The organism is Streptomyces rimosus (assembly GCF_008704655.1).
GTDB classification, from domain to species: Bacteria; Actinomycetota; Actinomycetes; order Streptomycetales; family Streptomycetaceae; genus Streptomyces; species Streptomyces rimosus.
Map to the genome: position 1 here is coordinate 2,944,554 of NZ_CP023688.1, position 14,394 is coordinate 2,958,947.

Annotated in this window: 10 protein-coding genes; 6 read left to right on the forward strand and 4 right to left on the reverse strand. The window is 72.9% G+C overall.

Annotated features, from left to right (window positions below; genetic code table 11):
* Positions 1–40 precede the first annotated feature (40 nt).
* Both CP984_RS11945 and CP984_RS11950 read right to left on the reverse strand, forming a co-directional pair.
* The gene (locus CP984_RS11945) at positions 41–934 is read right to left on the reverse strand and encodes an RNA polymerase sigma-70 factor (protein WP_030178999.1); all 894 of its coding nucleotides are present in this window, start codon (positions 932–934) and stop codon (positions 41–43) included.
* 79 nt (positions 935–1,013) lie between these two features.
* Positions 1,014–1,520 carry a DinB family protein gene (locus CP984_RS11950; RefSeq protein ID WP_003982237.1) on the reverse strand — a complete coding sequence of 169 codons (507 nt, stop codon included), beginning with the start codon at positions 1,518–1,520 and terminating at the stop codon, positions 1,014–1,016.
* Between the two features lie 621 nt (positions 1,521–2,141).
* On the opposite strand from CP984_RS11950, the gene CP984_RS11960 reads away from it, so the two are divergent.
* The 4 genes from CP984_RS11960 to CP984_RS11975 all read left to right on the forward strand — a co-directional run bounded on the left by CP984_RS11960 (position 2,142) and on the right by CP984_RS11975 (position 8,867).
* Positions 2,142–4,406, forward strand: coding sequence for a M4 family metallopeptidase (locus CP984_RS11960; RefSeq protein ID WP_003982236.1), 2,265 nt, complete (start codon positions 2,142–2,144; stop codon positions 4,404–4,406).
* A 281-nt stretch (positions 4,407–4,687) separates the two neighbouring features.
* Positions 4,688–6,334 (forward strand): M4 family metallopeptidase, encoded by a 1,647-nt coding sequence (locus tag CP984_RS11965; protein WP_003982235.1) that lies wholly within the window; start codon positions 4,688–4,690, stop codon positions 6,332–6,334.
* Positions 6,335–6,486: 152 nt separating this feature from the next.
* The gene (locus tag CP984_RS11970) at positions 6,487–7,179 is read left to right on the forward strand and encodes a response regulator (RefSeq protein ID WP_030178998.1); all 693 of its coding nucleotides are present in this window, start codon (positions 6,487–6,489) and stop codon (positions 7,177–7,179) included.
* Positions 7,180–7,250: 71 nt separating this feature from the next.
* Positions 7,251–8,867, forward strand: coding sequence for a sensor histidine kinase (locus CP984_RS11975; RefSeq protein WP_003982233.1), 1,617 nt, complete (start codon positions 7,251–7,253; stop codon positions 8,865–8,867).
* 13 nt (positions 8,868–8,880) lie between these two features.
* On the opposite strand, the gene CP984_RS11980 is transcribed toward CP984_RS11975, so the two are convergent.
* On the reverse strand, positions 8,881–9,813 hold the full coding sequence (locus CP984_RS11980) for an NADP-dependent oxidoreductase (protein WP_030373024.1): 933 nt from the start codon (positions 9,811–9,813) through the stop codon (positions 8,881–8,883).
* Positions 9,814–9,898: 85 nt separating this feature from the next.
* Here CP984_RS11980 and CP984_RS11985 point away from each other — a divergent pair, with 85 nt between their 5' ends.
* Positions 9,899–10,876: a GlxA family transcriptional regulator gene (locus CP984_RS11985; protein WP_050498820.1), complete on the forward strand. Its 978-nt coding sequence runs from the start codon at positions 9,899–9,901 to the stop codon at positions 10,874–10,876.
* 121 nt (positions 10,877–10,997) lie between these two features.
* Positions 10,998–11,285: an antibiotic biosynthesis monooxygenase family protein gene (locus tag CP984_RS11990; protein ID WP_003982229.1), complete on the forward strand. Its 288-nt coding sequence runs from the start codon at positions 10,998–11,000 to the stop codon at positions 11,283–11,285.
* Between the two features lie 319 nt (positions 11,286–11,604).
* On the opposite strand, the gene glgP is transcribed toward CP984_RS11990, so the two are convergent.
* The gene (gene glgP, locus CP984_RS11995) at positions 11,605–14,322 is read right to left on the reverse strand and encodes an alpha-glucan family phosphorylase (RefSeq protein ID WP_003982228.1); all 2,718 of its coding nucleotides are present in this window, start codon (positions 14,320–14,322) and stop codon (positions 11,605–11,607) included.
* Positions 14,323–14,394: the final 72 nt, after the last annotated feature.

The window sequence follows — 14,394 nt, forward strand, 5'->3', positions numbered from 1 at the left end:
CGGGCGGGCGGATGCGTGACAGCCCGGGAGGTGAAGCGGGTCACACGAGCTGGCCCGCGGCGAAGGCGAGCTTGTCGGGGTTGATGACGGTACGGACCGCGCCGACCCGCCCTTCACGGATCTCCGGTACGACGACGGCGAGCAGGTCCTCCCCTACGAGGAAGAGCGCCGCCGGTTCGCCGTTCACCTCGACGAACTCGGCCCTGACGGACGCCGCTTCGGGCCGGGTGCCCAGGCCCAGCAGGTAGCGGAGCACCTTGGCGCGCCCGGTGACCGGCCGGCGTGCCGCGGTCGCCCGGCCGCCGCCGTCGGCCCAGGCCACCACGTCGTCGGCGAGCAGCCGTTCGAGGCCGGCCACATCGCCGTCCAGCGTGGCGGCGAAGAACCGCTCGACGAGCTTCGCGCGCTGGGCGGCGTCCACGGCGAAGTGCCGGCGCGGGGCGCCGCCGAGCCGTTCCCGGGCGCGACGGTGCAACTGCCGCGAGTGCGCCTCTTCGACGCCGATGACCTCGGCGATGTCCCGGTGACTGTGGCCGAACGCCTCGCGCAGGACGAAGACCGCGCGTTCGGCCGGGGTGAGCCGCTCCATCAGGGTGAGCAGCGCGAACGACACCGATTCGCGCTGCTCGGCGGTCTCCAGCGGGCCGAGCCGCCGGTCGGCGGTGTGCGTGAGCACCGGCTCGGGGAGCCAGGGGCCGACGTACCGCTCCCGCCGTGCGCGGGCGGAGGTGAGCCGGTTGATGCACAGATTCGTGACGACCTTGGTGAGCCAGGCGGCCGGGGTGCGGACGGCGGAGGCGTCGGCCGCGCTCCAGCGCAGGTAGGCGTCCTGCACGGCGTCCTCGGCCTCGCTCGCCGAACCGAGCATCCGGTACGCGAGCGCGAACAGCCGGGGCCGGTGCGCCTCGAACTCCGCGGTGGCTTCGGTGGTCACGTCGGCAGGATGCCAGGCGGGGCCGGGGGCGGTACGGCCGGGGCGGCGCGCGCCGGCGCCGGGCGCCGCCGGCCGCCCCTCAGGCCCCCACCACCCCGTCGATCCCCTCGCGCAGGAGGTCGGCGTGGCCGTTGTGGCGGGCGTATTCGAGGGTGACGTGGAGCATGATGACGCGCAGGGACACGTCGGCGTCCCAGCGGGGCTGGTGGGCGGTCACGTCCAGGGAGGGGACCGCGCGCTCGATGCGGCGGGCGTGCTCGACCTCGGTGCGCCAGGCGTCGAACGCGTCGGCGCGGGTGGACCGGCCGGGGTCGTACGCCGCCTGGTAGTCGCCCTCCGGGGACCAGACGAGCGGGATGTCCTCCTGGTTGACCACCCGCCGGAACCAGGTGCGCTCCACCTCCGCCAGGTGCCGGACGAGGCCGAGCAGGGACAGCGTGGACGGCGGCATGGACCGGCTGCGCAGTTCCTCGTCAGAGAGGCCGTCGCACTTCATGGCCAGCGTGGCGCGGTGGAAGTCGAGGTAGGCACGCAGGGTTTCGCGTTCGTCCGCGCGCATCGGCGGGCGGGGTCGTTCGGTGGTCATGGTGGGTCCGGCCCTTTCTTCCGGGAGGCCGGGGCATTCGTAAGATCCTTCCGGCCGCGTTGATCCTGCCCGCCGTGCCGTGCCGCCGCATCCGCTTTCCGTACGCGCCAGGGGGTTACGGGGGTGGCCGAAGTCAGCTCCTGGGCCCGGTGCTTGGAGTCGGGCGGCGTACGGAACGTGTATACGCCCCGGGACGCGGGGGCCGGGCGGGTGGGCGGGGGCGGCGGCCACCTGCTGATCGGCCGCTTCCCGGGCGGGGCGGCGGCCTCCGGCGGGGCCGGGACAGACGTACGGGGCCGGTGGGGTTGGACGTACGGTCACGTCCTGTATACGGACCCGGCCGCCCGCTCTACGGACGGTTTCCGGCCAAAGTCTTGACCGGCTCCTGACAATCAGGCCACCCGGGTGGCACGCTTCCCCGCATCCGTTGCGCGGAGCCCCACAACGCACCACTCCGCGACCGCGGCCCGCTCGTCGCTCGAAGCGCCCGGCCCACCCGCACCTGGTGCCACCCCCCACACGTTCCACGTGTTCTGCCTCGCTCTGCCCGGACGGCCACTGGGCCGCCCGGTCCCCCTCGGCCGCACCCCCTCGGTCGCGGCCACCGCAGAAGGAGTCAGTGTGAGACGCACCCCCCATCGGCGCGCCGTCGCGACCGGCGCCGTGGTCGCCATGGCCGCGATGCTGACCGTCAGCGTGCAAGCAGGCGCCGGCACGGCCGCCACACCCCGGCCCGGCCAGGTACACGCGCAGCCCGACCCGGGCGCGCTGCCCGCGAAACTGACCCCGGCGCAGCGTGCGGAACTGCTGCGGGCGGCCCGGGCCGGCGCCGCGGAGACGGCCCGGCAGCTCAAGCTCGGCCCGAAGGAGAAGCTGGTCGTCAGGGACGTCGTCAAGGACGTCAGCGGCAGTCTGCACACCCGTTACGAGCGCACGTACGCGGGCCTGCCGGTGCTCGGCGGCGGCCTGGTCGTCCACAAGGCGGACGGGAAGGTGCGCGGCGTCACCAAGGCGGTGCGCTCGCAGCTCGACGTGCCGACCACCACCGCGAAGGTCAAGCCCGCCACGGCGGAGCAGAAGGCCCTCAAGGCGTCGCAGGCGCAGGGCGCCAAGAAGTCCGACGCACAGGAGCCGCGCAAGGTCGTCTGGGTCGCCGACGGCAAGCCGCTCCTCGCGTACGAGACGGTCGTCGGCGGCGTCCAGGAGGACGGCACCACGCCCAACGAGCTGCACGTCGTCACCGACGCCACCACCGGCGAGAAGCTCGCCGAGTGGCAGGGTGTCCACGAGGGCACCGGCAACAGCATGTACAGCGGCCAGGTCACCCTGGGCACCGCGCCCTCGTACACGCTGACCGACACCACCCGCGGCAACCACAAGACCTACAACCTCAACCGCGGCACCTCCGGCACCGGCACGCTGTTCACCGACCCGGACGACGTATGGGGCGACGGCACCCCGCAGAACGCCCAGACCGCCGGTGTGGACGCCCACTACGGCGCGGCGCTGACCTGGGACTACTACAAGAACGTGCACGGCCGCAGCGGCATCAGGGGCGACGGCGTCGGCGCGTACAGCCGGGTGCACTACGGCAACAACTACGTCAACGCGTTCTGGCAGGACAGCTGCTTCTGCATGACGTACGGCGACGGCAGCGGCAACGTCAAGCCGCTGACCTCCATCGACGTCGCGGCCCACGAGATGACCCACGGCGTCACCTCGGCCACCGCCAACCTCACCTACAGCGGTGAGCCGGGCGGCCTGAACGAGGGCACCTCGGACATCTTCGCCACCGCCGTGGAGTTCAACGCCAACAACCCCAAGGACGTCGGTGACTACCTCATCGGCGAGGCGATCGACATCAACGGCAACGGCACGCCGCTGCGCTACATGGACAAGCCCAGCAAGGACGGCCGGTCCAAGGACTACTGGTACTCCGGTATCGGCGGCGTCGACGTCCACTACTCCTCCGGCGTGGCCAACCACTTCTTCTACCTGCTGGCCGAGGGCAGCGGGCCCAAGGACATCAACGGCGTCCACTACGACAGCCCGACCTACGACAACCTGCCGGTGCCGGGCATCGGCCGGTCCAACGCCGAGAAGATCTGGTTCTCGGCGCTGACCAAGTACATGAACGCGAACACCAACTACGCCGCGGCCCGCACCGCGACCCTGTCCGCCGCGGCCGAGCTGTTCGGCCAGGGCAGCGCCACGTACAACACGGTCGCCAACACCTGGGCGGCGGTCAACGTCGGCCAGCGCGTCCCGGACTCCGGTGTCAGCGTCACCAACCCGGGCAACCAGACCAGCACCGTCGGCCAGCCCGCCAGCCTGCAGATCAAGGCCACCAGCAGCAACGCGGGCGCGCTGAAGTACGCGGCCACCGGGCTGCCGGCCGGGCTGAGCATCAACCAGGACTCCGGGCTGATCTCGGGCACCCCGACCACCGCGGGCACCGGCAATGTGACGGTCACCGTCACCGACTCCGCCAACAAGACCGGCACCACCAGCTTCACCTGGACCGTGAACCCGGCCGGCGGCGGTGACGTCTTCGAGAACACCGACGACGTGCCGATCCCCGACGCGGGCGCCGCGGTCAACTCGCCGATCAAGGTGACCCGGGCCGGCAACGCGCCGAGCGCCCTGAAGGTGGACGTGGACATCGTCCACACCTACCGCGGCGACCTGGTGATCGACCTGGTGGCCCCGGACGGCACCGCCTACCGGCTGAAGAACTCCAACGCGGCCGACTCGGCGGAGAACGTGAAGGCCACGTACACCGTCAACGCCTCCGCCCAGAAGGCGGAGGGCACCTGGAACCTGCGGGTGCGGGACGTGTACCAGCAGGACAGCGGCTACATCAACAGCTGGAAGCTGACGTTCTGAGCCAACCGGACGGCAGCTGCTGACCTGACGGCGGGCCGTGCACCGCACAACCGCCGTGCGTCATCGAGCAGTTCACCGGGCGCCGCTCCCTTCCCGGGGGCGGCGCCCATCTCATTGGGTGCAACTCCGGTATACGAACAGTGATGTTCGCTCTACGGACGATTTCCAGCCAACTTCCCGACCGCGTCCTGACATGCACGCGTTCGAATGGCAGTCTTCCCCCTCAAGTCACAGCCCGCATCGCTTTGCACCCCCACCCTGGCAAAGTCGAAGGAGTACGCGTGTCCCCCCACATTTCCCGTAGAGCACGTATCACCGGCGTTTCCCTGGCCGCGGCCGGCGCCCTGATAGCCGCGGCCGTCACGGCCGGTACCGCGGGCGCCTCCCCCACGGCGCCCTCCGGAACCACCACCGGCGCCGCGGCGGCCTCGCCCGTCAAGATGACCGCCTCGCACCGCGCCGAGCTGCTGCGCGACGCGAGCGCCACCAAGGCGCAGACCGCGCAGCAACTGGGCCTGGGTGCCCAGGAGAAGCTGGTCGTCAAGGACGTCATCAAGGACGCCGACGGCACCACCCACACCCGTTACGACCGCACCTTCGCCGGACTTCCGGTCCTCGGCGGCGACCTGATCGTGCACCGCGCCAAGGGCGGTGCGGTCAAGAGCACCACCAAGGCCAACAGTGCGAAGATCGCCGTCACCTCCACCACCCCGAAGGTCGCACCGAAGGCCGCGGCGCAGGCCGCGCAGGGCACCGCCAAGTCCTTCGGCGCCAAGCAGGCCGCCGCCGTGACGCCGAAGAAGGTCGTCTGGGCCGCCTCCGGCACGCCGGTCCTCGCGTACGACACCGTGGTCGGCGGCTTCCAGAAGGACGGCACGCCCAACCAGCTGCACGTCATCACCGACGCCAACACCGGCAAGAAGCTCTTCCAGTACCAGGGCATCGAGAACGGCGCGGGCACCAGCGCCTACAGCGGCTCGGTCGAGATCGGTACCAAGAAGGGCGGCGACGGCTACGAGCTGACCGACGACTCGCGCGGCGGCCACTCGACGTTCAACCTGAACGGCAGCGAGAGCGGCGAGGGCAAGCTCTTCACCAACAAGGACGACAAGTGGGGCAACGGCAAGGCCGACGACCCCGAGACCGCCGCCGTCGACGCCGCCTACGGCGCCCAGGTGACCTGGGACTACTACAAGAACGTGCACGGCCGCGCGGGCATCAAGGGCGACGGCAAGGGCGCCACCTCCCGCGTCCACTACGGCCAGAACTACTCCAACGCGTTCTGGGACGACAGCTGCTTCTGCATGACGTACGGCGACGGCGCGGGCAACAAGAAGCCGCTGACGTCGATCGACGTGGCGGCGCACGAGATGAGCCACGGCGTCACCTCGGCCACCGCCAACCTCACCTACAGCGGTGAGTCCGGCGGCCTGAACGAGGCCACCTCCGACATCTTCGGCACCTCCGTGGAGTTCTTCGCCAAGAACAAGGAGGACGCCGGCGACTACCTGATCGGCGAGAAGATCGACATCGCCGGTGACGGCAAGCCGCTGCGCTACATGGACAAGCCCTCCAAGGACGGCCAGTCCCTGGACAGCTGGACCCCGGAAGCCGGCAACGTCGACGTGCACTACTCCTCCGGCATCGCCAACCACTTCTTCTACCTCCTGTCCGAGGGCAGCGGCGCCAAGGAGATCGGCGGCGTCAAGTACGACAGCCCGACCGCGGACGGCAAGAAGGTCGAGGGCATCGGCCGGGACAAGGCCGAGAAGATCTGGTTCAAGGCCCTCACCACGTACATGACCTCGAACACCGACTACAAGGGCGCCCGTGAGGCGACCGTGAAGGCGGCCACCGACCTGTTCGGCAAGGACAGCGCCGAGGTCAAGGGCGTCGAGGCGGCCTGGACGGGCGTCGCGGTGAAGTAAGGACGGCACCGGCCGCCCCCGGCGGCCGGTCCTCCCGGGGCAGCGTGTCCCCACGACCGGGCGGTGTCCGGAGGCTCCCAACCTCCCTTCGGACACCGCCCTTCCACATGTCCCGGGGCGGCCGCGACCGGGCCGGTGATTAGGGTGAGCGCATGACTGAACTCGGGGGTGAGCGGCCCGGCGGGCCCGTTCGGGTGCTGCTGGCGGACGACGAGCCGATGATCCGGACCGGAGTACGCGCCATCCTCGGTGCCGCGCCCGGCATCGAGGTGGTCGCGGAGGCGGCCGACGGGCGGGCGGCGGTGGAGCTGGCGCTGCGGCACCGGCCCGATGTCTGCCTGCTGGACATCCGGATGCCGCGGCTGGACGGCCTGGGTGCCGCGGCCGAACTGCGCCAGGCGCTGCCGGAGACCGCCGTGGTGATGCTGACGACCTTCTCCGAGGACGAGTACGTGGCCGGGGCCCTCGGCACCGGCGCCAGCGGCTTCCTGCTCAAGACCGGCGACCCGCGCGAGCTGATCACCGGGGTGCAGGCCGCCGCCGAGGGCGGCGCGTACCTCTCGCCGTCCGTGGCCCGGCGCGTCATCAGCCAGTTCGGCGGCGGTGCGGCGCTGGGGAAGGCGGCCGCGGCGCGGTCCCGTACCGAGGAGCTGACCGCGCGCGAACGCGAGGTGCTCGCGCTGGTCGGCGCCGGGCTGTCGAACGCGGAGATCGCCGCGCGCCTGTACCTCGTCGAGGGCACGGTCAAGGCGTACGTCAGCGCCGTCCTGGCCCGGCTGGGCCTGAAGAACCGGGTGCAGGCGGCGATCCTCGCGTACGAGGCAGGGCTGGTCCAGGACGCCTGAGCCGCGCCCGGCGGCGCTTTCCTTACTTTCGTCGGGGGCGCCGGACGGGTCCGGTCGGCGAAGCTGACGGCATGCTCACTCGTCTTGGGCGCCCGGCACCGCCCGCCGCCGAACGCCCCCGGTGGACCACCCGGCTGCTGGACGTCTGCCTCTGGGCGGCCCTGTCCGTACCGCTCACCGCCGCCTTCGACGGGGCGCCCGAGGACCGGGTGTGGACCGCGGCGACCGGCATCCCGCTGCTGGCGGCGGCGGTGGCGGTACGCCGTAGGTGGCCGCTCGTGGCCCTCGCCGTACCGGTCGCGCTGGCGCTCGCCACGAGCCGCAACCTGTTCACGTTCGAGTACACCGCCGCCCTCGCCGTCCTGGCGTACCTCGCCGGGGTACGGGTCGAACGGGCCCGCGCCTCCCTCTGGTTCTTCGCGGGCGTCGCGGCCGTCGTCCTGCCGCTGTGCGTCGTCCTCGTCCACAACATGTGGCCGTGGTTCACCGCGGTGCTCACGCTGCTGTTCAACATCGTCCTGCCGTGGCTGCTCGGCCGCTACCGCCGTCAGTACGCGGCCCTGGTCCGTACGGGCTGGCAGCTCGCCGAGCGGATGGAGCACGAGCAGCAGGCCGTCGCCGACCGCACCCGGCTGCGCGAACGGGCCCGGATCGCCGGGGACATGCACGACTCGCTCGGCCACGAACTGGCGCTGCTCGCCCTGCGGGCCGGGGCCCTGGAGGTCGATCCGCGGCTGGCGCCGGACCAGCGGGCCGCGGTCGGCGAACTGCGCGCCGCGGCCGGCGCGGCCACCGAGCACCTGCGGGACATCATCGGCGTACTGCGCACCGACGACCGGGCCGAGCCCTCCCGGCTGCCCGCCGACGACAGTGTCGAGGCCCTGGTCGAACGCGCCCGGGCCTCCGGCCTCGATGTCTCGCTGCGGCGTGCCGGGGCGCCGGGGGCGGGCGAGGAGGCCATGCCGGTGATGGGCGCGCGTGCCGTGTACCGGGTGGTCCAGGAGGGCTTGACGAACGCCACGAAGCACGCGCCCGGTGCGCCGGTGGAGGTGCGGCTGACCGGCGAGGGGCGGCGGCTGGACGTGACGGTGACCAACGCCCCGCCCCCGCCCGGTACGGCGCCGCCCGCGGCCCCGGTCTCCGGCGGCAACGGGCTGGTGGGACTGGACGAGCGGGTCCGGCTCGCGGGCGGTGAACTGCGCGCCGGGCCCACGCCCGAGGGCGGGTTCGAGGTCGCGGCGCGGCTGCCGACGACCGGCCGGGCGCCGGTGCGCGGCCCCGGCGACAGCTCCCGGTGGAGCGTGTCGCAGCGGGAACTGGCGTCCGCCCGGCTCCAGGTGCGGCGGCGGCTGGTGCAGACCGTGGCCGTGCCGGCCGCGCTGTTCACCGGACTGCTGCTGCTCATGGGCGTCTTCGCGCTGATCAGCCCGTCGTGGTCGGTGCTGGACCGCGGGACGTACGAGCAGCTGCGCGTCGGCGACGGCCGGACGGCGGTGGAGGCACGGCTGCCGTTCTTCTCCCTGGACGTACCGCCGGACGGCACGCCCGCGCCGCCGCCCGGCCGCACCTGCCGCTACTACGGCTACCGCGCGTACACCGACGACGCGGCCTATGAACTGTGCTTCGCGGACGGGCGGCTGGTGACGAAGGGCGTCGTCCACCGCCGGGACCGGCCGGCGCCCGAGTAGGCGCGTCGGCCCGTCACTTCACCTCAAGGACGATCTTTCCCTGGGTACGGCCGGTCTCGCCCATCTCGTGCGCCTTCGCGGCCTGTTCGAGCGGGAAGGTCGCGGCGATGTGTGCGCGCAGTTTGCCGGATTCGGCGAGGGCGGCGATCTCGCGCATGCCCGCGTGGTCGGCCTCGACGATCATCACCGCCAGGCGGATTCCACGCTCCGCGGCCGCCGCGACGGTCGCCGGATCGACCGGGGGGAGGATCGAGACGATGGTGCCGCCCTCGCGCACCACGTCCAGCGAACGGGAGAGGGTGTCACCGCCGATGGTGTCCAGGACCACGTCGACCGGGCCTGCGGCCTCGGTGAAGTCGGCCTCCCGGTAGTCGATCACCTCGTCGGCGCCGAGGGAGCGCAGGAAGTCGTGCTTGGCGGCGCTCGCCGTGCCGATCACATGGGCGCCCTTGGCCTTGGCGATCTGTACGGCGAGGTGGCCGACGCCGCCCGCCGCCGCGTGGATCAGCACGCGCTGTCCCGGCCGGATGTCCGCGGTGTCCACCAGGGCCTGGTAGGCGGTGAGCGCGGCCAGCGGCAGGGCGCCCGCCTGGACGTGGTCGAGGGCGGCGGGCTTGTGCACGAAGGCGCGCGCGGGGCCGGTGACGTACTCGGCGTGGGTGCCGACGCCGTACGGGTACGGGACCATGCCGAAGACCTCGTCGCCCGGCTCGAACAGCGTGACGCCGATGCCGACCGCCGTCACGACGCCGGAGACGTCCCAGCCCAGGACGCGGGGCAGCGTCCTGATGAAGAAGCCGTCCGCGCGGTGCTTCCAGTCGGTGGGGTTGACCCCGGCGGCGCGGACCGCGATCTGTATCTGGCCGACGCCCGGCTCGGGGCGGGGACGTTCGGTTTCCTTCAGGACCTCGGGTCCGCCGGTGACGTCCTGGCTGATGGCACGCATGGTGTGTTCACTCATGCCGTCCAGCATGATCGGCGGCCGTGAGCGCGACAATGGCACGATGGCCATCTCCCGATAGGATCGTGCCATGCGTGCGCATCGTGTGGTGGTCCTGGCCCTGGAGGGCGTCTATCCGTTCGAGCTCGGCATACCGGGGCGGGTCTTCGGCGCCGCCGACGGCCGTTACGAGGTGCTGACCTGCTCGGCCGACGGGCGCCCGGTGCGCTGCGGAGCCGACTTCTCGATCACCGTCGAGCACGGGCCCGAGGTGCTGCGCACCGCCGACACGGTGGTGGTCCCGTCCATCGCCCCCGATTACGTCCGCAGCGAGCTGCCCGAGGCGGTGAGCGCCGCACTGGCGATGATCCGGCCCGGCACCCGCATGGTGTCGATCTGCACCGGCGCCTACGTGCTGGCCGCCGCCGGACTGCTGGACGGCCGCACGGCCACCACCCACTGGCAGCTCACCGGGGACTTCCGCCGCCGCTTCCCGAAGGTACGGCTCACCCCCGACGTGCTCTTCGTCGACGACGGCGACGTGCTGACCTCGTCCGGCGCCGCCTCCGGCATCGACGTGTGCCTGCACGTGGTGCGCGCCGACCACGGCGGGGCGCTCGCCAACCACGTGGCCCGCAAGTGCGTCGTACCGCCGTTCCGCGACGGCGGCCAGGCCCAGTACGTCGAGCAGCCGGTCCCCGCGCCCACCGCGACCGGCACCGCGGCCACCCAGCAGTGGGCCCTGGAGCACCTGGACGAACCGCTGACCCTGACCCGGCTGGCCCGGCACGCCGGGATGAGCCTGCGCACCTTCAACCGCCGCTTCCGCGACGAGACCGGGCTCAGCCCCGGGCGGTGGCTCATCCAGCAGCGGCTGCTGCGCGCCCGCCAGCTGCTGGAGACCAGCGACCTGCCGGTGGACCTGATCGCCGGACAGGTCGGCTTCGCGGGCGGCGCGTCCCTGCGGCAGCACCTGCACGCCGCGATCGGCGTCTCACCGCAGGCGTACCGGCGGACGTTCCGGGCGCCCCGCACGGCGGAGGAGCAGCCCGCGGCTCACGCGGGCTGAAGCCGCCCGTCGCACGCCGCGGGCGGCTGTGGCGGTGCGGCCGGTCCGGTCCTGTACGGAGCCGTGCGGCCCGTCTAGCTTCGGCTCGTACCGGAACGTACGCCCGAGAGGGGACACCGCCATGGCATTCGGTTTCGTCGCCTTCCACTACCCGGCCCCCGAGCACGTCGAGGAGTTCGTCGGCCAGTGCCACCAGGTCGCCGAAGCGGCGCGGTCGCAGCCGGGCTTCCTGTCCGTCGGGGTCTGGGTCACCCCCGACGGCGAGGCCGTCGTCACCACCGGTTCCTTCGAGTCCGAGGAGACCTTCCGCGCGGCGTCCGAGGTCGCCCGCGAGATGGGCGCGACACCGGAGGGCCTGAGCGACCTGGAGGTCAGGCCCCGCCAGGTCCACTTCCTACTGTCCCGCTGACCGGCCCGGCCGGGGCCCCGCACGCCGTACGTACGAAGCCCCGGCCGCCTACGGACAGCGGCCCAAGGCGTGTCCGCAAAGTCCCGCCTGCCGCACGATTCCCCCAGCTGCCGCTGGGAGGTGCCCTCATTCCCCCACGCCCGAACGACGCGGGGGCCCCTCACCGCTGTCGGGCACTTCCCGGTACACCCGGTACCGGGAAGACCCTCCGCCGTGCGATCGGCTCGGCTTCCGAGGCGGAACGCAGCGGCGCGCACCGGACGCCGCGCGGCCCGCCCTGCGGGCCTGCGGGCGTACGACGGGACTTCGCGGACACGCCCTACCGCATCAGCACCCCGGCCTCCTCCCCCGTCGCCTCCGACGGGACCGCCAGCAGCCCCATCTCGGCCGCCGATGCCAGCAGGCGGTGGGCGGGCAGGACGCGGACCGTGTAGCCGAAGGAGCCGGTGCGGTCGAGGGCGAGGGGGCCCTCGTAGAGCCAGCGGCCCTCCAGGTCGGGGCCGCCGGTGGGCTTGAGCGGCACGGTCGTGGCGTCCGTGATGCGGTCCGACTCGTCCACCCGGCCCGAGACGACCTGTACCTCCACGTCGTCCGGGGCCAGCTGGCCCAGCGTGACGCGGACCCGCAGGGCCAGGGTCGCGCCCAGTTCGGCGCTGCCGTTGGGCGGGCCGCCCGGTACGCCGGCCGGTTCGGCGCGGTCCACCACCAGGGCCCCGGTCTCCACGTGGTCCACCGCGACCTGCGGCCACGCGGCCCGCACCCGGGCCTTCCACGCGGCCAGCTCGGTCGCGGCCTGCGGGGTCAGCGCGCGCTGGGCGCGGGCGGCGGGGGCGTACAGCCGCTCCACGTACTCCCTCACCATCCGGCCCGCCAGCACCTTCGGCCCCAGGTTGACCAGCGTCTGCCGGACCATCTCGACCCACCGCTGCGGGACGCCGTCCGCGTCGCGGTCGTAGAAGCGCGGCGCGACCCGCTGCTCCAGCAGCTCGTACAGGGCGTTGGCCTCCAGCTCGTCGCGCCGGTTCTCGTCGGTGGCGTGGCCGTCGGCGGTCGGGATGGACCAGCCGAAGTCCGGCTCGTACCACTCGTCCCACCAGCCGTCCAGCACGGACAGGTTCAGACAGCCGTTGAGCGCCGCCTTCATGCCGGAGGTGCCGCACGCCTCCAGCGGGCGCAGCGGGTTGTTGAGCCACACGTCGCAGCCGGGGTAGAGCTTCTGCGCCATGGCCATGCCGTAGTCGGGCAGGAAGACCAGCCGCTGCCGTACGCGCGGGTCGTCGGCGAAGCGCACCAGCTCCTGCACGAGGCGCTTGCCGCCGTCGTCGGCCGGGTGGGCCTTGCCCGCCACGACGATCTGAAGAGGCCGTTCGGGGTGCAGCAGCAGCTCCATCAGGCGGTCGCGGTCGCGCAGCATCAGGGTGAGGCGCTTGTAGGAGGGCACCCGGCGGGCGAACCCGATGGTCAGCACGTCCGGGTCGAGCACGCCCTCGATCCAGCCCAGCTCCGCGGCGCCCGCACCGCGCTGCCGCCAGGAGACGTGCAGCCGGCGCCGCACCTCCTCCACGAGCTGTTCGCGCAGCACCCGCCGCAGGTCCCACACGTCCGCGTCCGGGATGTCCGCGACCGCCGACCAGCGCCGCGAGTCGCCGACCGACAGCGCGTCCTCGGTGCGGCCGGGCCCGATCTGCCGCGCGCCCAGCCGGAAGACCTCGGGCGCCACCCAGGTGGGCGCGTGCACGCCGTTGGTCACCGAGACGATCGGCACGTCCTCCGGGTCGAAGCCCGGCCACAGCCCGGCGAACATCTCCCGGCTGACGCGGCCGTGCAGGGTGGAGACGCCGTTGGCGCGCTGGGCAAGCCGCAGGCCCATCACCGCCATGTTGAAGCAGTTCGGCTCGCCGCCGGGGTAGGTCTCCAGGCCGAGCGCGAGAATCCGCTCGACGTCGATGCCGGGCAGCTCGGCCGCTTCGCCGAAGTGGCGGGCGACCAGTTCGCGGTCGAAGCGGTCGATGCCCGCCGGGACCGGTGTGTGGGTGGTGAAGACCGTACCGGCGCGTACGGTCTCCAGCGCGCCGTCGAAGTCCAGCCCGACCGGCCCGCCGGCCGTGCCCGGGCCGCCCTCGCGGCCGGCGTCCGCCAGCTCGCGGATGCGCTCCAGGCCCAGGAAGCCGGCGTGTCCCTCGTTCGTGTGGAAGACCTCGGGCGCGGCGTGGCCGGTCAGCCGGCAGTACGTCCGTACGGCCCGCACCCCGCCGATCCCCAGCAGCATCTCCTGCAGCAGACGGTGCTCGCTGCCCCCGCCGTAGAGCCGGTCGGTGACGTCCCGCTCGCCCGGCGCGTTCTCCTCCACGTCGGAGTCCAGGAGCAGCAGCGGTACGCGCCCGACCCTGGCCACCCAGACCAGTGAGCGCAGCTGCCGCCCGCCGGGCAGCGCGAGGGCCACCTGCGCGGGCGTCCCGTCGGCCTCCCGCAGCAGGTCGAGCGGCAGCTCGTTGGGGTCCAGCACCGGGTAGTGCTCCTGCTGCCAGCCCTCGCGGGAGAGCGACTGGCGGAAGTAGCCGTGCCGGTAGAGCAGGCCGACGCCGATCAGGGGCACACCGAGGTCGCTGGCCGCCTTGAGGTGGTCGCCGGCGAGGATGCCGAGGCCGCCGGAGTACTGGGGCAGGGCGGCGGTGATGCCGAACTCGGGCGAGAAGTAGGCGACGGCTTCGGGCAGCCGGCCGTCCCGGCCGCTCTGCTGCGCGCTCTGATACCAGCGCTGCCCGGTCAGGTAGTCCTGGAGGTCGTCGGCGGCGGCGGCGAGCCGGCGCAGGAACCGGCGGTCCCCGGCCAGTTCCGCCAGCCGCTCGGCGGAGACGGTGCTCAGCAGCCGTACGGGGTCCAGCCCCGCGCGGCGCCGGCCGGCGGGGGCTATGGCGTGGAAGAGCTCACGGGTCTCGGGGTGCCAGGACCAGCGCAGATTGCGCGCCAGGTCGCTGAGGGGTCGCAGGGGCTCCGGGAGGACGGGACGCACGGTGAACCGACGAATGGCCTTCACGCTACGACCGTAGCGGCGGGGGGCCGCCCGATTCGCCCGGTACCCCGTAATCCGCTCGGATCCGGCCGCCAA